Origin of the sequence: Bradyrhizobium sp. RDI18 (genome assembly GCF_043203335.1) — a bacterium.
GTDB lineage: Bacteria > Pseudomonadota > Alphaproteobacteria > Rhizobiales > Xanthobacteraceae > Bradyrhizobium > Bradyrhizobium retamae.
Genome location: NZ_JBICRN010000008.1, coordinates 4,031,121 through 4,051,662 on the forward strand (window position 1 = coordinate 4,031,121; position 20,542 = coordinate 4,051,662).

Below are 20,542 nucleotides of genomic sequence, written 5' to 3' on the forward strand. Positions count from 1 at the left end.
AGATCGACAATGTGAATCGCGGTATGAACGGGATGATTTGTGGCACGGAATTCGACCGATTCAGGGCAGCCGACGATCCCGGAAATGCTCGACAATGCGCGCATGCCGATCGTGTCCCGCCGCTACAAGCACCCCGTGCACCACCTCCCGGCGATTATACTCAATCGCATCCCCCGAGAGCGCGGTCATTCTACCATTCGCTTCCTGCACGATCAAATTCGCCGCGGCAAGATCCCAATCGCGGCTCTGGCCGCCTGCAAAAGCGGCATCGAGACTGCCATCGGCGACCCGGCACAGCCGCAGCGCCAGCGATCCGATCTCGCGGATGCAGCGTGATGTCGTCCGGTGACGAACTCAGCCGCTGCACCAGCGGCTTTGGGCCGGCCATGCGGGAAAAATCGAGCTCCGTTCCTGCGGATGCACGGACCCGCTTTTCGTTCAGCATGGTGCCCGTGCCGCGCATTGCGAAGAAGAATTCGTCGCTGGCGGGCGCGAACACCGCCGCCAGTACCGGCGTTGAACCCGAAACCAGCGCCACGCTCACGCACCAGTCTTCACGATGCGCGAGATAGGCACGGGTACCGTCGATCGGATCGACGATCCAGACCAGTTCCTTGCCGAGCCGCGTGTCGTCATCGACGCTTTCCTCGGACAGCCAGCCATAATCCGGCGTCGCCGCGCGCAGCCGCCGTTCGACGAGGTCGTTGACGGCGATATCGGCCTCGGAAACCGGCGAGGAAGCGCCTTTGGTCCAGTTCTTCAATTCGGTGCGAAACAGCGACAGAGCCAGCGCGCCAGCCTCGCGCACGGTGTCCTTCAGCAGCGCGGCATCACGCGCCCAGATCCGGTCGGCGGTATCAGCGTCCGCCAAGCGTCAGGCCCTCGATGCGCAGCGTCGGCGCGTTGACGCCGTAGCGGAATTCCAGGTCGTTGGCCGGAACGAGCGACTTGAACATCGCCAACAGGTGGCCGGCGATCGTCACCTCGCTGACGGGGTAAGTGAGCTCGCCGTTCTCGATCCAGAAGCCGGAGGCGCCGCGGCTGTAATCGCCGGTCACGCCGTTGACGCCGGAGCCGATCAGGTCGGTGACGTAAAAGCCCTGCTTGATGTCGGAGATCAGTTCCTTCGGCGTCATCGCGCCGGGTTCGAGATGCAGATTGTACGACCCCGGCGACGGCGACGAGGAGACGCCGCGATGGGCATGTCCGGTCGTGACCATCCCGAGCTCGCGCGCGGTGGCGCAGTCCAGCAGCCAGGTGGTCAGCACGCCCTCATCGATGAGCGCGAGCTTCTTCACTCTGACGCCCTCGGCGTCAAAAGTCTGCGAGCGCAATCCGCGCACGCGTAAGGGGTCGTCGATGATGCGGATGTTCTTCGAAAACAACTGCTCGCCGAGCTTGTCCTTGAGGAAGCTGGTCTTGCGCGCAATCGAAGCGCCGTTGATGGCGCCGACGAGATGACCGACCAGCGACCCCGAGGCCCTGGGATCGTAGACGACCGGCACCTTGCAGGTCTCGACCTTGCGCGGATTGGAACGCGCCACGGTACGCTCGCCTGCCCTGCGGCCGACGCTCTCGGGAGAATCGAGGTCGGACGCATGCGGGGCCGAGGTGAAGTCGTAATCGCGCTCCATGCTGGTGCCTTCGCCGGAGATCGCGGTCACCGAGATGCCGTGGCTGGAGCGCAAATATGAGCCGTGGAAGCCCGTCGAGGTCACCAGCACCATGCCGCCGATGCCGCTCGAGGCAGACGCGCCGCTCGACTTGGTCACGCCCTTGACTGCCAGAGCTGCGGCTTCCGCTTCGCAGGCACGCCGCTCCAGTTCGCTCGTGGTCGGAATATTGCGGTCGAGCAGATCGAGCTCGGCGAACTCGCGCGCGAGCAGCGAGGGATCGGCGAGACCGACATATTTGTCGTCGGGCGCGACACGGGCCATTGCGACCGCCCGCTCGGCGAGCCTGGCGACGCCATCGCCGGAAATATCGTTGGTCGAGACCACCGCCTGGCGTTGGCCGACCAGCACGCGCAATCCGACGTCGTCGCCTTCGGAACGCTCGGATTCTTCGACCCGGCCATCGCGCACCTCGACGCCTTGCGAAACCCCGCGCACCGCGACCGCGTCGGCGGCATCCGCGCCGGCACGCTTGGCGGCCTCGACCAGCCGCTGCGCCAGCACCGAGAGCGCCGATTGATCGAACAGGTCGGAAGTTGCGGGAGCCTTCGAAAGCGGCGAAGCCGTGGATGGTGAAGAGTTCACAAACAAAATCCCTGACATTGAAGGGGTCGGACGCCGGCCGGCAAGGCCCCTGAGATGTGCCTGATTCACAGGGATTTCAAGCATTTTGCGACGCCAAATACCAAACATTTTCGGCATCTGCGCAAGGTCTCGTCAATCATGTGAGCCAAGGTCTTGTCAATCATGCTGGCGGGTGACGTTGGGTTAACCAGGCTTTTTAAGGCGAAACGGAAATCGCTCGGCTAAGGTCTCGCGTATCGACCGGGAACATAATCCCGGCGGGGAGATGAGAGCCGTGAGGCGTCAAACAGCAACAAGCGGGATCAATCCCGCCGGGTCGAGCCGTTCACTGCGGCTCGACCCTCTTTCTCTGCCGCTCAGCTTCCATGCGCACGACACCCGTGCGGACGGCGGCGTGCGCAGGATCGAACTTCACCGCGAGCGCGTCGTGCTGCACCGTGCCGTCAAGGGCATGCGGATGGCGATCAACGTCCGCGTCAGCGATTTTCTCGGCGTTGCGCTGCGTGGTCTCGACGACGACGCACAGATGCTGGTGCTGGCGCATCGCGACCCGTCCCTGAACATTCCTTTGTGTGAGCTCCGACGACGAGGAGATCGCCTCCGCCTGGCAGATGTGGAGCGACATCTTCGCGCTGCCGCTGTTGGCGGAAGAGAGCAGCCGCGACCCGGCCGCCCGCCGCCGCCGCCACAACGCCATCCGCGCCCGCCGCCCGAAATTCCTGGTGCGCCGCCGGCTCGGCAATCTCGGCAACACCGAGACCGTTCATCACGACGAGCGCGAGATCATCGCGCGGGATTAACCTCGTCATCGCTCCTGCAGGATGAGTGAGGCGCTCCTCATCGCTGTCGTCCCTGCGGAACGCAGGGACCCATACTCCGCGGCAGCAATTATTGAGCGCGCGGGTCGACGATCTTCTTCAACAACGAAAGCCTGTGGTTATGGGTCCCTGCTCCCGTGCGCAATTGCGCACTAGGCAGGGACGACGAAGGATACACTACGCGCGCATCACTGCGTCCACGAGCAATCCCGCAAACAGCAATAGCCCCGCGTCGCGATTCGACTTGAACAGGCGGAGGCACAGTGCAGGGGCGCTTATGTCGAGCGTCCTTACCTGCCAGGCCAGATGCGCGGCAAACGCGATCAGGCCGATCCATGCCGGCCAGCGTGCGCCGCCTCAGCACCAGCGCGACGCCAATGAGCACCACCGCGAGCGAATAAAGCACCGCGAGCGCCCGATGGGTGCGCGCACCGAACAGGCGCGCCGTCGACTTGATGCCGATCAGCGCGTCGTCCTCGGTGTCCTGATGGGCGTAGATCGTGTCGTAGCCGATCACCCAGGCGATCGAGCCGGCGTAGAGCACGAGCGCGGTGAGATCGATGCGGCCGAGCGTGACCGCGAACCCCATCAGCGCCCCCCAGGAGAACGCCAGCCCCAGCACGACCTGCGGCCACCAGGTGATGCGTTTCATGAAGGGATAGACCGCGACGATAACGAGCGAGGCGACACCGGTCAGGATTGCAAAGCGGTTGAACTGCAAGAGCACCGCAAGCCCGATCAGCGCCTGCAGGACCAAAAAGGCGAACGCCTGCGCCACGCTGATCTGGCCCGCGGGCAGCGGCCGCGACCGCGTGCGCTCGACGCTGGCGTCGAGGTCGCGGTCGGTGATGTCGTTCCAGGCGCAGCCGGCGCCGCGCATGACGAAGGCGCCGATGAAGAACAGCGCGATCACGAGCGGCAATTGCGAGATGTCGCGCGCGACGCCGGCGGCCAGCGCCGCCGACCACCCGCACGGCATCAACAACAGCCACGAGCCGATCGGACGGTCGTAACGGGAAAGCCGCAAGTAAGGCCGCGACCAGGGCGGCGCACGCGTGTCGACCCAGTTGCCGGTCGCATCGGCAACGCGGGTAGACGCGTCGCTCATCGGATCGCGGTCATCGCTGGAGAACGTTGCCGTTCAGCGTATCGAAGGTGCTGCCGCCCTTCCTGACCGTCTGCGCCTCGGGGAGCGCTGCGGAGGAGCCGAGCACCTCGCTCAGGCTCGGGCCGGCCGGTCGCTGCGTCCGCGCCTGTTCCGCCACCCCGCAAACCTGCTTCTGCATCTTCTCGGTGTTCTTGTGGCCGTTCCTGAGCTGGTCGGCGATCTGCGGCGGAATTCCGCACTTGGCCGAGTTGGTCTGGACATACTCGATCATCTTCAATTCGGCCTTGCCGAAATTTCCGATCAGCTTGCAGGCCTCATCCGGTGGCGCCTTGCGGTCGCTCGCGGCCTTGATCAGCTTGCCGCGCCGCTCGGCTTCCTCGCGCAGCGGGACAAAGCCCTGCATGCAGGCGTCCGCCGAACCGCTGGCCTGTGGCGGCGGGCCGCTGAATCCTCTGGAAACCGGGGCAGCGCCCTGCGACGGAAACGGCGAGGGTGCGCCGACCGCGGCCGATGGCGCCGCGCCATTCACCGGCGGAAACGGCGAATTCGCAGGCGCGGCGCTCTGGTTCGGCAACGGCGCCGGGAACGCGCCCTGCGCGAAGGCTTGGCCCGCGTGAACGGTCACGACGGCAGCGGTCAGCGGCACAATCAGGCGGCGGATCATCAAGGCGGTATCTCCGGCTAGGTCCAGGCAACCCCAGCGTCTTCGAAAACGAAGCGGATTTGCGGTGGGCACTTTTTACGATTCCTGCCGACGCTTAACAACCCGTTGATTGGGGCAGCAGCGCGGCGCAAGGGCGCCCCGGAAGTTAAAAATAGCGTCCGGATTCTAGCGCTTTAGGCTAAAAACGGCGCGGACACGGAATATTACGGATGCCTGACCTCGATTTTCGCGCCCCGCGCCTGTTCGTCGACGCCCCTTGCGGGAGGGCGAAAGAATCGCGCTGGAGCGCAACCAGAGCAATTATCTGGGCAATGTGCTTAGGCTCGCGGCCGGCGAAACCATTTTGGTGTTCAACGGCCGCGACGGCGAGTGGCAGGCAGCAATCGAGGGCCGCAAGCGGCCCGATGGCTTGAGCATCGTCGCGCAGACGCGGCCGCAGGACCGCCTGCCCGACATCGCCTATGTCTTTGCGCCGCTGAAACACGCGCGCCTCGACTACATGGTGCAGAAGGCGGTCGAGATGGGAGCCTCAAGCCTGCAGCCGGTGCTGACGCGGCATACCCAGGTCTCGCGGGTGAACGGCGAGCGGATGCGCGCCAACGTCATCGAGGCCGCCGAGCAATGCGGAATCCTGAGCCTTGCGCACGTTGCCGAGCCGATCGCGCTCGACCGCTTTCTCGACAAGCGCGAAGCCAGCCGCCTGCTGGTGTTCTGCGACGAGGCGGCTGACATCGGCAATCCCATCGAGGCGCTGCAACAGGGGTTAACCGCGGCTGAGGGGATCGACGTTCTGATCGGCCCCGAGGGCGGATTTGCCGAGCAAGAGCGGGCGCTCTTGCTGCGGCAGCCCAGGAGGCTGCGGCTGTCTCTGGGGCCACGCATCCTGCGCGCGGATACCGCTGGTGTCGCCGCGCTGACCCTGGTGCAGGCCACGCTCGGCGACTGGCAGGGGCCGGGATAGCCGGTGGAGGGCCAACCGGGCGAGACATCGCCCATTAATTCAGTTGGCCAATCCCTGTCGAAACGCCGCCCCGGCCATGCTAAGGCCTGCGCCAATGAGCCGCCCGGAACCCCCGGGGACCCCAAACGAACCCTGGAACCCGGTTTTTCCGGATATTTGGACGCAAAATGACCGCGACCGCTGCCGTCAGAGGTGCTGCCGGGTCCGCCGCCTGGGCGGACGCGCTGCTATTGTCGTTTGCACAAGGCGGCTACGTCCAAGCTCACCCGGATATCCTGCAGCCGGCGGAGCCATTCCTCGATCTCTCCGGCGAGGACATCCGCAAGAGCCTGTACCTGACCACCGACCCCTCCGGCGAGGAACTCGCCTGCGCCCCGACCTCACCATTCCGGTGGCGCGGGACTATCTCGCCTCGGGACGCGCCGGCCAGCCGGCGGGCTTCAGCTATCTCGGGCCGGTGTTCCGCTATCGCGGCGGCCGTCCCAGCGAATTTTTGCAGGCCGGCATCGAGTCCTTCGGCCGGCAGGACCGCGCCGCGGCGGATGCCGAAATGCTGGCGCTGGCGCTGGGAGCGACCTCGGCGTTCGGATTGAAGGATGTCGAAATCCGCACCGGCGACGTCGCGCTGTTCACCGCGCTGATCGACGCGCTCGATCTCTATCCGGTGTGGCGGCGGCGGCTGATCAAGGATTTCAACCGCAAGGTCAGCCTCGCCGAGGACATCGAACGGCTGACGCTTGCGACTGCGCGCGGCCGCAACGAATATGAGGGCGTGCTGGCGGCGCTCGCCGGCTCCGATCGCAAGGCGGCGCTGGCGCTGGTCACTGACCTGATGTCGATCGCCGGCACCACCAATGTCGGCGGACGCACGGTTGACGAAATCGCCGATCGGTTCCTCGAACAATCGACGCTGAAGGGCGGCGCACTGCCGCGCGACGCGCTCGATACCATCAAGCGCTTCCTGGCGATTGCCGGCGATCCCGATGAATCGGTGGCGCAACTGCGCGCGCTGGCATCAGATGCCAAGCTCGATCTGACCGCGGCGATCGACCAGCTCGAAAGCCGCGTCGGCTTCATGGCCGCGCGCGGCATCGACACCAAGCTGACGCGCTTCTCCACCTCGTTCGGGCGCGGGCTCGATTATTACACCGGCTTTGAATTCGAACTGCATGCCAGGGGTAATGACGTCGAGCCGCTGGTTGCTGGCGGGCGCTACGATGGCCTGATGACGCAACTCGGCTCGGCCTCGCCGATCCCAGCGGTCGGATTCTCGGTGTGGATCGAAGCGCTGACGCAGCTCGGCCAGTCCAACGCGCAAGGGAGCGCCGCATGACCGTTCCCTTCGTCCTCGCCGTTCCCTCCAAAGGCCGCCTGCAGGAAAATACCGAGGCATTTTTCACGCGCGCGGGGCTTGCGCTGGCAAAACCGCGCGGCGCGCGCGACTATCGCGGCACCCTTACAGGCCTCGACAATGTCGAGATCGCCTATCTCTCAGCGAGCGAAATCGCTTCGCAGCTCGCGCGCGGCATGGTGCATCTCGGAGTCACCGGCGAGGATCTGTTGCGCGAAAGCATCCCCGATGCCGACAAACGCGTGCTGCTGATCGACAGCCTAGGCTTCGGCAGCGCCAATGTCGTCGTCGCCGTGCCGCAGGCCTGGATCGACGTCCGCACCATGGCCGATCTCGACGACGTCACAACCGGCTTCCGCGCCCAGCATAACCGGCGGATGCGGATCGCGACCAAGTACATCAACCTGACGCGCAACTTCTTCGCCGCTCACGGCGTGGTCGACTATCGCATCGTCGAAAGCGCCGGCGCCACCGAAGGCGCGCCCGCCGTCGGCACCGCCGAGATGATCGTCGACATCACGACGACAGGCGCGACGCTCGCCGCCAACGGGCTGAAGGTGCTCGACGACGGCGTGATTTTGCGTAGCCAGGCCAACCTCGTGGCCTCCCGCGATGCCGACTGGTCGGCTGAAGCCCGCGAGACCGCGCGCGTCATCCTCGATCACATCGCAGCTCGAGCCCGGGCCAGCAAATATCGCGAGGTGCGCACCCGTTTCGCCGGCTGCAACGAGGCGTTGCTTAACGAGGCGCATAACCGCTTTGGTGTGGTGGCGCCGTTCGGCGGGCCTACCTCGTCCGGCATGCTCACGCTGCACTGCCCGCCGATGCATCTTTACGCGCTTGGCAGTTTCCTGCGCGAGCACGGCGCCGACACGGTCTCGATTGCCTCGCTCGACTATGTGCTCGACCGCGAAAACCCGCTATTTGCCAGGCTTGAGACGTTCCTGCGGCAATAAGGCTGCCGTTTCGTTCATCGTTGCGACAGCTACCGGCGGGTAGCATATACGGTTGATTAATCTGGGACCTGATCGATGACGCTCGGCTCTGACGTTTCCCGCCTGACGACGACCGCAGCCAGCGCGGCGGCGAAAGGCTTGTCGATTGTCCTGCCGCTGTACAACGAGGCGGCAGGGCTCGCTTTGCTGCACGAGCGATTGATCGGGCTCGCCAAGACGCTGAAGGCGCGCTACGGCCTCGTATGCGAAGTGGTCTATGTCGACGACGGCAGCGCCGACAACACACTGGCGATCGCGCGTTCGCTTGCCGCCGATGCGCTCGACGTACAGGTCGTCTCGCTATCGCGCAATTTCGGCAAGGAGGCGGCGCTGATGGCGGGGCTCGACCATGCCCGCCGCGGCGCCATCCTGTTCATGGATGGCGATGGCCAACATCCGCCGAGCCTGGTCGAAAAGCTCGTCGCGCACTGGATCGATGACGGCTACGACGTCGTCTACACGGCGAAGGCGCATCGCGACAATGAATCGTTCCTGCGCCGCCAGGCCGTGCGTGGCTTCTACGCGCTGATCAATTGGGGCGCGCGGCAGAAGATCCCCGAGGACGCCGGCGACTTTCGCCTGCTGTCGCCGCGTGCGGCGGCCGCGCTGCGGCAGCTTCCGGAGCGCAACCGCTTCTTCAAGGGCCTGTCGAACTGGATCGGTTTCCGCCAGATCCGCGTCGACTACGAGCCGGCGCCGCGCGCGCACGGCGTCACCACGTTCAGCCCGGGCCGGCTGATCGGCCTGTCGATCGAGGGATTGACCTCGTTCTCGGTCGCGCCGCTGCGCTTTGCCAGCCTGCTCGGCGTGCTGCTCGCCATCAGCGCCTTCCTGTTCGGCCTCACCATTCTCTGGGAGGTCTGGACCACCGGCAAGCAGGTCCCCGGCTATCCCTCGCTGATGATCGGCATGATGACGATCGGCGGCGTGCAGCTCATCATGATCGGCATTGTCGGCGAATATATCGGCAAGATCCTCTCCGAGCTGAAGGCGCGTCCGATCTACTTCGTCGCCGAGCACAACGAGAAGCGTGCCGATAGCGAGACGGCGGCCAGCGCCACCGAACGGACCGCCGCCGAATGAACGATGCCGCGCCGCTGCGCCGGATCTGGCTATGCGCCGACGATTACGGGCTGGCCGAAGGCGTCAACCGCGCCATCCGCGATTTGATCGGCCGCGGCCGTCTCAATGCTGCCTCGGTGATGGTGGTCGGCGCCGCGATCGGGCGCACCGAAGTCGCCGCATTGCAGGAAGTTGCGGCGGCGAGCCCGCGCTGCGCGATCGGACTGCATGCGACGCTGACTGCGCCGTTTCGCCCGCTGACGATGCACTTCAGGCCGGTCGACGGCGGCTTGTTCCTGCCGTTTCCGAAACTGCTGCGCGCGGGCCTGCTGCGGCGGCTCGATTCCGAAATGATCGAAGACGAACTCGCAGCCCAGCTTGCAGCTTTCAAGGACCTGTTCGGCCGCGCACCCGATTTCGTTGACGGCCATCAGCACGCGCAACTCTTCCTGGGGTACGCGACGCTTTTCTGCGCGCGGTCAAGGAGGCGGCCCCGAGCGCCTGGGTTCGCCAGGGCGGACGCCTCAAGCCGTTGGGCCAACTGCTCGGCGCGCCGAAGGCTCTGGTGCTCGACGTTCTCAGCGCGCAATTTCGCAAGCGCGCCGTTCATGCGAAGATCCCGTTCAACCCCGCCTTCGCCGGCGCCTATGATTTTTCGAAAGAGCCCGATTTCGGCGTGCTGATGGGACAGTTCCTCGAAGGGCTGCCGGAAGGCGGGCTCGTGATGTGCCACCCCGGCTTTGTCGACGAAACGCTCGAGGGCCTCGATCCCCTGACCACCCAGCGCGAGGCGGAACACGCATTTCTGGCAAGCGACCGATTCCCGGCATTGCTGGCGGCTAATAAAGTCACATTGAGTTGACAGATATCTGCGAAAGCCGCTTGGCGTTTTGTCGCATACCAAAATTTAATTCGGTCGCCCACTACTTGCGACACAAAGCCTTCCTTACATCCTTGGGCGCGTCGATCACGATTCGACGCGAGGGAGAGGGCCATGACACCGCAAGAACGCCAACTGATTGACGATCTTTTCGACCGGCTCGCCAGGCTGGAGAGCGCCAAGCGCGATCCGGAGGCCATGTCCGCAATCATGGAGGGCCTGCGCAACGCGCCCAACGCGGTCTATGCGCTGGTGCAAACCGCGCTTGTGCAGGACGAGGCACTGAAGCGCGCCGACATGCGCATCCAGGAATTGGAAGCGGCGGCGGGCCAGCAAACCCAACCCGGCGGCTTCCTCGACTCGATGCGCGACGCGATCTTCGGGCAGAATCAGCAGCACGGCCAAAACCAGGGCTCCGTGCCCAACGTTCGTGCGCCCGACATGGGCGGCCGCCCGACCTGGAACAGCGGCCAAGTGCTGCAGCAGACGCCGCCGCCCGGACAATATAACCAGCCGGCCTACGGCCAGCCCTATGGCGCGCAGCAGCCGCAGCAAGGCGGCGGAGGCGGCTCATTCCTCGGCACGGCGGCGGCAGCCGCAGCCGGCGTGGTCGGCGGATCGCTGTTGCTCAACAGCATTCGAGGGATGATGGGCGGCGGCAATCATCAAGCGTTCGGCGACACGGCGAACCACAGCGGCGGCGTCGAAGACCGCAGGCCGTGGGGCGATCAGTCCGGCGGCGATCTCGCGCGCGAGGCCGGAATCAACGACATCGGGTCGTCGAGCCGACGCGCCGACAACAATGATGACAGTGGTTCGCGGCAGGGATCTTGATCAAGCCTCGCACGACGAGGACAACGACATGGATCATGATGCCGACGGCTTTGACGGCGACGACGGCGGTGACAGCGATTACGCCTGACGCGCGTCGGACCTGAAAAAGAAAAGCGGCCGCCCCCGATCAGGCGGCCGTTTCGATTCCAGTTCGCCGTCGTCCCGGACAAGCGAAGCGCGATCCGGGACCCATACTCCGCGGCTCTGATTGTTTAGCGCGATGGCCGACGACTTTCTTCAGCATCGACGATCGGTGGTTATGGGTCCCTGCGTTCGCAGGGACGACACCGTGTTGTTGCGACACGAAACTAGATCACCACCACTTTCGCGCCGACGCCGACGCGGCCGTAGAGATCGATCACGTCCTCATTGCGCATGCGGATGCAGCCGGACGAGACATTGGTGCCGATGGTCCAGGGCTCGTTGGAGCCGTGGATGCGATAGAGCGACGACCCCAGATACATCGCGCGCGCGCCGAGCGGATTTTGCGGGCCGCCTTCCATGTGCCGCGGCAGATCGGGGCGGCGCGCCAGCATTTCCGGTGGTGGCGTCCAGGCCGGCCATTCCTTCTTCGCCGAGATCGTCTTGACGCCCGACCAGGTGAAGCCAGGACGGCCGACGCCAACGCCGTAGCGCAGCGCCTTGCCGTCGCCCTGCACCAGGAACAGGAACTTGTTCGGGGTGTCGATCACGATGGTGCCCGGGCTTTCCTTGCCGTGATAGTCGACCACCTGCTTTTCATATTTCGGATCGATCCGGTGCTGCGCGGGGTCGAATGCTTCGTCCTCCTCGCGCCGCATCGACTGCTGCGGATCCATCGGCGGCAGCAACGCGCGCCGCCCGCCATAGCCATAATCCGGCTGCTGCTGATAGGCCGGCGCTTGTTGGTAGCGCCCGCCCTGCGGCGCATCGCCGAACAGGAATTCGATGAAGCCGCCGCCCATGTTGGAGCGTTCGGCAGAAGCCATGCGCACCGGCGCCGGTTGGCGGGCGTAGATCACGGTGGGATCAGTTGATGAGGAGGCGTCGATCGCTGCAGCCTCACTGGCGAAGCAAAGGCAAGACACGCTCGCGAAGAGCGCAACAAGGATTTTTCCGGACATCGACGTACTCTGTACTGTTCGTCACTGTGAGGGGCGGCTGGGCAATGGCGCGATGAACGCCGCTGCGCGATCAATACAGATCAAAACCTAATCGGTTTGGTAAACAGAAGCCGCGTTTCGATTCACCACGTCGGCAAGCGCGCCCGGATTTGTCCGGTAGCGTTTATTTTGCGTGAACGCGGGCCCCTCATGGTTAATCAGTGGTGTGCGGCGGCGGGCAAAGCGCCAACGCGCGATATTGCGCCGTGAACCTGACGTTAAATCGCCATGGTTTAAAACACGCGGGCAATGAAGGGGTGGGAAAAACTCATGTCGGTAAATCGCAAACGTTTTCGTATCGAAGCCATTCTGGGCGATGCGCCAATTGTCATGCCTACAGAAGGCGGCGAGATCGGCCCGATGCATCGCGAGATCATGGCCGAGCTGCGCGCGATCCGGTCACAGATGGCCGGCTTCGGCCACGCCCGCGCCGCTTCGACCGAGAGCGCGGACATTATCCGCGAAGTCGCCGAGTCCCACGCGCTTCTGGAAACCTATCGCGCGCAGATCGAGCAGTGCGAGAAGCTGAAGGTCGAGCTCGACCTCATTCACGACGCCATCAACCGCACCAAGCGCGAAATCGCCACCCTGCACGGCAAGAGCTTTGACGGCCAGGAAATGGCCAAGGTGAACGGCGAGCTCGGCGCCGTCGTCGGCGGTACCGAACAGGCCACCCAGCAGATTCTGGAAGCCACCGAAGCGATCGACCAGGCGGCGACCGCGCTTTCCAAGAACATTTCTCCGGACCAGCAGAAGCTGCTCAGCGAAGATATCCAGGAACGCGTCGTCTCGATCTTCGAGGCCTGCAATTTCCAGGACCTCACCGGCCAGCGCATCAGCAAGGTGATGAACACGATGAAGTTCATCGAACAGCACATCGTCGAGATGATGGAAATCTGGGGTGGCGTCGATGCCATCAAGGCGCACGCACCCCCGATCGTCGATACCCGCGAAGGCGATGCCAAGCTGCTCAACGGCCCGAAGATGGACGGCGACGACGGTCACGCCTCGCAGAACGACATCGACGCATTGTTCGATTGATCGGTCTGGTTAACGCGCGCTAAACAAAACGCCGGCAGCAATGCCGGCGTTTTTTGTTGTTTCCACGATCGTCATTGCGAGCGAAGCGAAGCAATCCATTCCTCCGCTTGCGGTGCGATGGATTGCTTCCGTGGGCCTCACGCCCGCGGCGCGCAGCGGACATAGACCATGTTGCCGTAACGGACCGCGGCATCCTTTTCGATGAAACGGGTCACCAGCACACGGCCGTCGAACGAGACGATCTCGCGGTCCTGTTCGCCGCCGGCCGGGCCGGGCGGGCCGATATAGTTCTTGCCGCTCGGGCTGCCTTTGAGGCGCAGTTCCTGCGGCGTCGCCTGATCGGCCAGATGCATGACCACGCCACCATTGGCGCCGGCGCCGATCACGTAGGGCTGCTTGCACTGCCCGCGCGCCGCCGCTTCGGTGCGGGCGCGGTCATTGGGATTCTGAAACGAGGCAAGGCCCCAGCGGCCGACGATCTCGTCGGCGCGGACGGTTGCCGGCATTTCTGGCGCGACTTCGGGCTCGGGCGGCGGACTGGATGACAGCGACGGCAGGCTCGTGCTGCACGCCGCCAGCAAGATCGAAAGCGCCGACGCGATCGCCAGATTGGCAACCGTACGCGCATTACGTGAGCTGATCATCGCATTCCCCCGAGCAATCACTTGGCCGCTCCCGTCAAGCAGCCAACCGCAAAAAGCCTGCCGGAGCAATGACGTCATGACGCCACTGCACCGATTTGGTTTCCGAAGCACCATCCTATATTGGCCTCACCAAGGCTTTAATCTCCTTGTTTGCTTGACAGGAACAGCGCCAAGACATATTCCCCGGCCCCACGTTTAGCACTCAAATACAACGATTGCTAAGGGTTGTGCTGCCCCGCCCCGGGGCGGCGACGAATACCGGCATTCCGAGCCATTTTCGAGTGGTACAGACCCGAAACCTAAGCCTCCCAGAGGAACTTCAAGAGGAGACGTCATGGCTAAAACCAAATTCCGTCCACTGCACGACCGCGTCGTGGTCAAGCGCATCGATGCCGAAGAGAAGACCAAGGGCGGCATCATCATTCCCGACAGCGCCAAGGAAAAGCCGTCGCAGGGCGAAGTCACCGCGGTGGGCCCGGGCGGCCGCGACGAGGCCGGCAAGCTGATTCCGATCGACGTCAAGGTCGGCGACCGCGTGCTGTTCGGCAAATGGTCGGGCACCGAGGTCAAGCTCGATGGCGAGGAACTCCTGATCATGAAGGAGTCCGACATCATGGGCGTGCTGACTTAAACCGCACCGATAGCCGTCGCGCGCAGTCGTCGGCGCAGTCACTTCTTCCCTTCTCCCATCGAAGTCGGATTTATCCGACTTCGACAAAGTAAGATGCCCAACTCGGGTAAACCCGAGTTGGGGTGGGAGAAGGTGGCGCGCAAAGCGCGCCGGATGAGGGGTCTCCATCCGCGGAGACAAACCTCTCACCCGTCTCGAATGAGCTCTCGCTCATTCGATCCACCCTCTCCCACAAGGGGAGAGGGGAAGAACGCCCGGCGATGACAGGCGGCAAGCAACCGTACCCATCCATTCAGGAGTCCAAACAATGGCTGCCAAAGACGTTAAATTTTCCGGCGACGCCCGCGACCGCATGCTTCGCGGCGTCGACGTTCTCGCCAACGCGGTGAAGGTGACGCTCGGTCCGAAGGGCCGCAACGTCGTGATCGAGAAGAGCTTCGGCGCTCCCCGCATCACCAAGGACGGCGTCACTGTCGCCAAGGAAATCGAGCTCGAGGACAAATTCGAGAACATGGGCGCGCAGATGCTGCGCGAAGTCGCCTCCAAGACCAACGACACCGCGGGCGATGGCACCACCACCGCCACCGTGCTCGCGCAGGCGATCGTGCGCGAGGGCGGCAAGGCGGTCGCCGCCGGCATGAACCCGATGGACCTGAAGCGCGGCATCGACATCGCGGTTCTCGCGGTGGTCAAGGACCTCGAGAAGCGCGCCAAGCCGGTCGCCGCCTCCTCCGAGGTCGCCCAGATCGGCACCATCTCGGCCAATGGCGACACCGCGATCGGCAAGATGATCGCGCAGGCGATGCAGAAGGTCGGCAATGAAGGCGTGATCACGGTCGAGGAAAACAAGTCGCTCGAGACCGAAGTGGACATCGTCGAGGGCATGAAGTTCGACCGCGGCTACCTGTCGCCCTACTTCATCACCAACGCCGAGAAGATGACCGCCGAGCTGGAAGACGTCTACGTCCTCTTGCACGAGAAGAAGCTGTCCGGCCTGCAGTCGATGCTGCCGGTGCTGGAGGCCGTGGTGCAGTCCGGTCGTCCGCTCCTGATCATCGCCGAGGACGTCGAGGGCGAGGCGCTGGCGACGCTGGTGGTCAACCGCCTGCGCGGCGGACTGAAGGTCGCCGCCGTCAAGGCGCCGGGTTTTGGCGATCGCCGCAAGGCGATGCTGGAAGATATCGCGATCCTGACCGGCGGTCAGCTCATCTCCGATGAACTCGGCATGAAGCTCGAAAGCGTCACCATCAACATGCTCGGCCGCGCCGGCAAGGTGGTGATCGACAAGGAGAACACCACGATCGTCAAGGGCGCCGGCAAGAAGAAGGACATCGAGGCTCGCGTCACCCAGATCAAGTCGCAGATCGAGGAGACCACCTCGGACTACGACCGCGAGAAGCTGCAGGAGCGCCTTGCAAAGCTCGCCGGCGGCGTCGCGGTGATCAAGGTCGGCGGCGCGACCGAGGTCGAGGTCAAGGAGAAGAAGGACCGCGTCGAGGACGCCCTCAACGCGACCCGCGCGGCGGTGCAGGAAGGCATCGTGCCGGGCGGCGGCGTGGCGCTGCTCCGCGCCAAGAAGGCGGTCGGCCGCATCAACAACGACAATTCCGACGTTCAGGCCGGCATCAACATCGTGCTGAAGGCGCTGGAAGCCCCGGTTCGCCAGATCTCGGAAAACGCCGGCGTCGAAGGCTCGATCGTGGTCGGCAAGATCCTCGAGAACAAGTCGGAGACGTTCGGCTTCGACGCCCAGACCGAGGAATATGTCGACATGGTCGACAAGGGCATCATCGATCCGGCCAAGGTGGTGCGCACCGCGCTGCAGGACGCTTCGTCGGTGGCCGGCCTTTTGGTGACCACCGAAGCCATGGTCGCCGAACTGCCGAAGGAGCCCGCCCCGGCGATGCCCGGCGGTGGCGGCGGCATGGGTGGAATGGGCCGCATGGGGTTCTGAGACCGTCCGCATTCACCCAATCAGATCGAAGGCCGCCTCCGGGCGGCCTTCTTTTTGCGATGACACGCTCGCGCAACACAGGTTATCCGCGGTCATGTGGGCACAATGGCAGGGTTCCCTCCCCCTTGCGGGGTAGGGAGCCCGACCGCCGGTGCGTCCCTGACTAGTGGATGACGCGCGCAAAATGCGAAGCCGCAGAAACCAGTTTCTTGTCGGGCAAGTCTGTCGCCTATGCTGCATCAAAGCGGTGAGCGGAACAACGCCTCCTCTCGGCCTTCTTTTTGGCTGAAGACGTCGAGGTTTGCTGATAGGACGTCACCGACCTAAATCGTTCTGGGAATTTTCTCATGCGCGTGCTCGTGTTCTGCCTGCTCGGTCTGGCGATCTGCTCCCCGAATTTCGCTATCGCTCAGATGAAACTTCCATCCAAGACGGCGCCGGGCGCGACCGAGACACGCTATTTCACTGCGATCGACGGGCTGATGGACGGCAATGCCGATGTCATTCTGAAGGAAACCCGTCAGGGCAAGAACGTCACCGCTGCTACCCTCGACGTCTGCTACCCCGCCGCGAAGGGTGCCGACCGAAAGGACCGCTTCGTCGCCAACCTCGCCGTCAGCGGCCAGAACCTGACCGGCACCACGCAGAGCCTCGGTGACAAGCTGCCGGTTACCGTCAAGCTCTTGCGCAAGCCTGTCGGCGACACCTTCGAATTCCGCGGCCAGATCACGATCGGCCAGACTGTGACCGAAGTGACCTCGACCGACAATTCCGATCTCAGCGAGAAGGAATTTCTGGACAACCAGACCAGCGACGACGGCATCACGCCGGCGCCGAAGGATTTTACCGACGTCTCGCCCGAAGCGATCGGCGTGCGGGTCAAGCTCGACGCCGCGCTGGATTTCCTCAAGAGCTTGAAGGGAGAGGCCGTCGAGGTCGGGCTTTCCAGCCTTTCGATCTCCTGCGATGCGCTGCGCGCCGGCGAGCAGACCATCAACCTCACGGCCGATCCGGAGCGCGCCACGGCGCTGATCGCGAAGGCCAAGGCGGCACCAGGCGTGGTCGCCGCGGGATGGACCAGCGGCAGCATCGAAATGGACCGCACCATCCGCTTTGCCGCAGCCGAGTGGCGCGACGGCGACAAGATCAACAGGGACAAGATCGCGTCCGCCATTTCAGGCGTGCTCGCGAAAACGCTTGCCGCCAAGGCCGCGGGCGCCGAGTGGGACGCCAACACCGGAAAACTGACGCTGAGCTTCAAGCGGCCGAGCCCGATCTATCCCGCGCTCGCGCTGACCGAAACTGTCGAGGTCACCGCGCTGGTCTCGCCGGACAAGCCCGGCGCCACCGATCGGCTGATGCTGTGGATCTCGAGCCCGGTGATCACGACCGCAGATGAAGGCGCCGGTGCGAAACTGAACTTGTCGGAGGAATCCACGGGCGACGAGGAAGGCGGCGAACCGAAGGACGACAATGGCTCGCTCGAAGCGCTGGCGAAAGAGTTCAAGGGCCAACGCTGGGACGCCGACAAGTCGGTGTGGAAGTAGGGTGGTGCCGAGTATCAGAAGTGCGTGACGGTATTAACCGCTTCACGCCCCAGTAACGATGATTTCGCGCCGTAGCTGAGCCTCTACGGGCGTCACCGCGCGAAAACTAGCCGGCTACCTCGAGGTTGATGGCATGGCCGAGGAATGGTGGTCGACGATCAGCCAACGCTGGCCGTTCTTGACATAGGTGAAGCTGTAGCGCGCGGGCAAGGTCTTCGTCTCGCCATCCTTCACATAAGAAAACGTGTAGTAGCCGGTATTGACCGCTGCATTCCCGTACACTCGGATGAGTTGATCGCCGAAGGTTACCTTGAGGCTGGGCAGAACCTTGAAGGCGCCCACGAAATAGTCTCGTAGCGCCGCCCGGTCGGAGCGCACGGTCGGCGACAGTGTGCCCCAGAGCACGGCATCGTCCGAATAGAGCGGCAACACCTTTTCGGGATCGCCTTCGCCAAGAGCCTGCCCCCATCCCGAAGTCGCCGCCGCCACTTCTGCTTTCGGCTCGGCCAAGGCGCTGGAGCCAAACGACAACACCACCATGCACAGGGCAAGTGCTGCGCTCGCCAATTTTGGAGAAGATTGCATGACATCCTCCCTTGTGAATACCGTGCAGACAAGTCTCCGCTTGAGACGGCCCTGCAATGCAAGCGGCTATTGTTTGCGCGGATCGTCAGCCGGATTGATGTAATCGATGCCACCAGGGCCGATAAATTGGACTTGAAGTATCCCTTCGTCGTTTCCGGTCCAGGCGTAGTGCGGGTGTCTTGCGGGGTACACCCATAGCGAGCCTGGCTTCAGGAGATCACCCTTCTTTTCGAATTTTTCACCATGGCTGCTGCCGACGTCACCGCTTATAACGGTAACAACTTCGGAATAGGGATGCGTATGCGGAGGCATCTGGAAGTTAGGTGGAAACTTGATGCGCAAGACAACGACCTCGCCCGCTTTCGTCGGATCACCGACCAGGGTCGCAATCTGAACGCCCTTCGGAAAGGCTGGATTATCCTTCCAGGTGAGCGTATCGGGCATCACCCGGACCTCAGTATTTTGGGCCGTTGCCGGAATGGAGAGCGCAATCAAACCGGTCGCCGCTAGCAGCAACTTTTTCATGCGAGTTCCTCCCAAGCTGTATGCAGCAAGAGACGCAAATCGCAATGGGCGGTCAGTTATGGGGACTGGAGTGAAGCCTCGCGCCACAATGTTGCGTGCGTCACACGAGAAAAACTACATCATCAGCGAAGGGCGAACCACAAGTCAGAGATGCTGACTTAATAGGTTGCCAAAGAGGTCGGTCTCCGCTTTGGGTTCTTCGCGTCGTACGGTTCGACGCCGCCAATGACCCAGACGAACATCTTTCGCTGCAGCACTTCGTTCGCCAGGTTGTTAAGACTCGATTCAGTTTAAAGGAACATCATCGGCTAGCTGAACCTGGGTCACACCATGCAAGACCGCGAGCCGAGTACCGTTGAAAGCATCTTGTCGGGGAATGTGGTTGACGGCCGAGGGCCGGAGCAGCCGGCGGGTTCGTGGGATTTTCTCGTGCCCGATCGCGATGACGTATTGGTGGTGCGGGAGTCATTTCGCGACCGGGCGCGCAACATGTTGCTGGTCACCGCGGCCGTGGCGGCAAGCTTTGGGTTGGGATGGGCCGGCGGCCTGAGTTGGCCCGAATTGGCAGGCACGCTCGGCCTTGAAACTGTTGCGCAAGCGCCCGTGCCGCGCATTGCTGAAGCACGGTCGAGCGGCAAGGTTGAGGGCACCCGGAAGACCGCATCCACCTCAGACTCGCCCACCGTCGTCGGAAGCATTCCCAAGCCGTCCGCCGTGTTGTCGGCCGGTGCACGTCCGTCTGCCGGCCCGGCCTCCCAGGCAAGTGTGGGCCCCTCGGCGATTGCGATGCGGCCGCAGCCTTTGGTGGCGGCGCCGGAAACCAAGCCGACGACCATTTCCGGCTGGACGGTTGTCGATGTTCGGGATGGCACCGCCGTTCTCGAAGGTCCCGATGGTATCAGGATGGCCGCGCGCGGCGACACCATTCCCGGCATCGGACGCGTCGAATCGATCGTGCGCTGGGGCGGACGCTGGGTCGTTGCCACCGCCAGCGGCTTGATCGCGACGCCCTGACTGAACTTTCGACCTAGTTCGTGTTGATGCGGAAGCGCAGCGTCTTTGCGCCGATGAACGACACGAAATCGCCCTGCCGCTTCCAGGTGCCGGCCTCGGCCAGTGCTGCGATCAGTTCGTCATCTTGTTGCGCGCGATCCGGCGGACAAGTGCGGTTCTCCATCGCGCCGGGAACGAAGATTACGGTATTGCCAGCCACCGAGAACTGGCCCTTGCCGCCCTTGCACCAGAGTTCGAGCACCACTTCGCCCTTGTCGCCGATCTCGAGATTGGGAATCCGCTTCGACCCGCGCTGACGATCCACGTCGAGTGTCATTTCCGAGCCGAACGGAAAACCGTTCTCGGCCCTGACCGGGCTGAGATGAAGTGCGGCGGTGATCAGCAGAATCGATGCCGCCGGCTTCGACATGCGTGCGAATGAAATCATGCTACCTCTCAAACATCCAACACCGCGCGCCCTTCTATTGAACAACGATGTGATTGGCTAGGGCGGCGCGCCAAAACCCGACCTCCGCTCCCGCCGCCCCT

At 63.7% G+C, this 20,542-nt stretch carries 14 protein-coding genes and 7 pseudogenes; 12 read left to right on the forward strand and 9 right to left on the reverse strand.

Going from position 1 to position 20,542, the window contains the following annotated elements; genetic code table 11:
• Window positions 1–60: 60 nt before the first annotated feature.
• Both ACFXS9_RS28530 and ACFXS9_RS28535 read right to left on the reverse strand, forming a co-directional pair.
• Window positions 61–871, reverse strand: a pseudogene (locus ACFXS9_RS28530) (inositol monophosphatase family protein).
• On the reverse strand, window positions 858–2,258 hold the full coding sequence (locus ACFXS9_RS28535; RefSeq protein ID WP_392694550.1) for a TldD/PmbA family protein: 1,401 nt from the start codon (window positions 2,256–2,258) through the stop codon (window positions 858–860). The pseudogene ACFXS9_RS28530 and the gene ACFXS9_RS28535 overlap by 14 nt, the downstream one beginning before the upstream one ends.
• A gap of 274 nt (window positions 2,259–2,532) precedes the next feature.
• On the opposite strand from ACFXS9_RS28535, the pseudogene ACFXS9_RS28540 reads away from it, so the two are divergent.
• A pseudogene (locus tag ACFXS9_RS28540) lies at window positions 2,533–3,058 on the forward strand (DUF6101 family protein).
• A gap of 195 nt (window positions 3,059–3,253) precedes the next feature.
• On the opposite strand, the pseudogene ubiA reads toward ACFXS9_RS28540, so the two are convergent.
• A pseudogene (ubiA, locus tag ACFXS9_RS28545) lies at window positions 3,254–4,184 on the reverse strand (4-hydroxybenzoate octaprenyltransferase).
• Between the two features lie 10 nt (window positions 4,185–4,194).
• A complete protein-coding gene (locus ACFXS9_RS28550; protein WP_392700062.1) occupies window positions 4,195–4,848 on the reverse strand; it encodes a hypothetical protein in 654 nt (217 codons plus the stop codon).
• Window positions 4,849–5,057: 209 nt separating this feature from the next.
• Here ACFXS9_RS28550 and ACFXS9_RS28555 point away from each other — a divergent pair.
• The 6 genes and pseudogenes from ACFXS9_RS28555 (at window position 5,058) to ACFXS9_RS28580 (ending at window position 11,019) form a co-directional block, all read left to right on the forward strand.
• A pseudogene (locus tag ACFXS9_RS28555) lies at window positions 5,058–5,809 on the forward strand (16S rRNA (uracil(1498)-N(3))-methyltransferase).
• A 167-nt stretch (window positions 5,810–5,976) separates the two neighbouring features.
• Window positions 5,977–7,142: pseudogene (locus ACFXS9_RS28560) on the forward strand (ATP phosphoribosyltransferase regulatory subunit).
• Window positions 7,139–8,116, forward strand: coding sequence for an ATP phosphoribosyltransferase (gene hisG / locus ACFXS9_RS28565; RefSeq protein ID WP_392694553.1), 978 nt, complete (start codon window positions 7,139–7,141; stop codon window positions 8,114–8,116). The pseudogene ACFXS9_RS28560 and the gene hisG overlap by 4 nt, the downstream one beginning before the upstream one ends.
• 75 nt (window positions 8,117–8,191) lie before the next feature.
• Window positions 8,192–9,238, forward strand: a complete 1,047-nt coding sequence (locus ACFXS9_RS28570) for a glycosyltransferase family 2 protein (protein ID WP_392694556.1) — start codon at window positions 8,192–8,194, stop codon at window positions 9,236–9,238.
• A pseudogene (locus ACFXS9_RS28575) lies at window positions 9,235–10,079 on the forward strand (ChbG/HpnK family deacetylase). Before ACFXS9_RS28570 ends, ACFXS9_RS28575 begins: the two are co-directional and overlap by 4 nt.
• A gap of 132 nt (window positions 10,080–10,211) precedes the next feature.
• Window positions 10,212–11,019, forward strand: a pseudogene (locus tag ACFXS9_RS28580) (DUF2076 domain-containing protein).
• Between the two features lie 220 nt (window positions 11,020–11,239).
• Here ACFXS9_RS28580 and ACFXS9_RS28585 read toward each other — a convergent pair.
• Entirely contained in the window at window positions 11,240–12,034 is a 795-nt protein-coding gene (locus tag ACFXS9_RS28585) for a L,D-transpeptidase (RefSeq protein ID WP_392694559.1), read from the reverse strand.
• A 309-nt stretch (window positions 12,035–12,343) separates the two neighbouring features.
• On the opposite strand from ACFXS9_RS28585, the gene ACFXS9_RS28590 reads away from it, so the two are divergent.
• Window positions 12,344–13,114 (forward strand): protein phosphatase CheZ, encoded by a 771-nt coding sequence (locus ACFXS9_RS28590; protein WP_065743599.1) that lies wholly within the window; start codon window positions 12,344–12,346, stop codon window positions 13,112–13,114.
• Window positions 13,115–13,251: 137 nt separating this feature from the next.
• On the opposite strand, the gene ACFXS9_RS28595 is transcribed toward ACFXS9_RS28590, so the two are convergent.
• Window positions 13,252–13,758 (reverse strand): hypothetical protein, encoded by a 507-nt coding sequence (locus ACFXS9_RS28595; protein ID WP_392694562.1) that lies wholly within the window; start codon window positions 13,756–13,758, stop codon window positions 13,252–13,254.
• Window positions 13,759–14,092: 334 nt separating this feature from the next.
• Between ACFXS9_RS28595 and groES the strand changes: the two genes are divergently transcribed.
• The 3 genes from groES to ACFXS9_RS28610 all read left to right on the forward strand — a co-directional run bounded on the left by groES (window position 14,093) and on the right by ACFXS9_RS28610 (window position 17,890).
• The gene (gene groES / locus ACFXS9_RS28600; protein ID WP_065731467.1) at window positions 14,093–14,389 is read left to right on the forward strand and encodes a co-chaperone GroES; all 297 of its coding nucleotides are present in this window, start codon (window positions 14,093–14,095) and stop codon (window positions 14,387–14,389) included.
• A gap of 307 nt (window positions 14,390–14,696) precedes the next feature.
• Window positions 14,697–16,343: a chaperonin GroEL gene (gene groL, locus ACFXS9_RS28605; protein WP_392694565.1), complete on the forward strand. Its 1,647-nt coding sequence runs from the start codon at window positions 14,697–14,699 to the stop codon at window positions 16,341–16,343.
• Window positions 16,344–16,690: 347 nt separating this feature from the next.
• Window positions 16,691–17,890 (forward strand): hypothetical protein, encoded by a 1,200-nt coding sequence (locus ACFXS9_RS28610; RefSeq protein WP_392694568.1) that lies wholly within the window; start codon window positions 16,691–16,693, stop codon window positions 17,888–17,890.
• Between the two features lie 114 nt (window positions 17,891–18,004).
• On the opposite strand, the gene ACFXS9_RS28615 is transcribed toward ACFXS9_RS28610, so the two are convergent.
• Together ACFXS9_RS28615 and ACFXS9_RS28620 are read right to left on the reverse strand one after the other, a co-directional pair.
• Window positions 18,005–18,475, reverse strand: a complete 471-nt coding sequence (locus ACFXS9_RS28615) for an SgcJ/EcaC family oxidoreductase (protein WP_334366714.1) — start codon at window positions 18,473–18,475, stop codon at window positions 18,005–18,007.
• A gap of 66 nt (window positions 18,476–18,541) precedes the next feature.
• The gene (locus ACFXS9_RS28620) at window positions 18,542–19,000 is read right to left on the reverse strand and encodes a cupin domain-containing protein (RefSeq protein ID WP_392694571.1); all 459 of its coding nucleotides are present in this window, start codon (window positions 18,998–19,000) and stop codon (window positions 18,542–18,544) included.
• Between the two features lie 330 nt (window positions 19,001–19,330).
• Between ACFXS9_RS28620 and ACFXS9_RS28625 the strand changes: the two genes are divergently transcribed.
• A complete protein-coding gene (locus ACFXS9_RS28625; protein WP_392694573.1) occupies window positions 19,331–20,014 on the forward strand; it encodes a hypothetical protein in 684 nt (227 codons plus the stop codon).
• A gap of 13 nt (window positions 20,015–20,027) precedes the next feature.
• Here the strand turns inward: ACFXS9_RS28625 and ACFXS9_RS28630 are convergent, their stop codons facing one another.
• Window positions 20,028–20,441 carry an META domain-containing protein gene (locus ACFXS9_RS28630; RefSeq protein ID WP_392694576.1) on the reverse strand — a complete coding sequence of 138 codons (414 nt, stop codon included), beginning with the start codon at window positions 20,439–20,441 and terminating at the stop codon, window positions 20,028–20,030.
• Window positions 20,442–20,542: the final 101 nt, after the last annotated feature.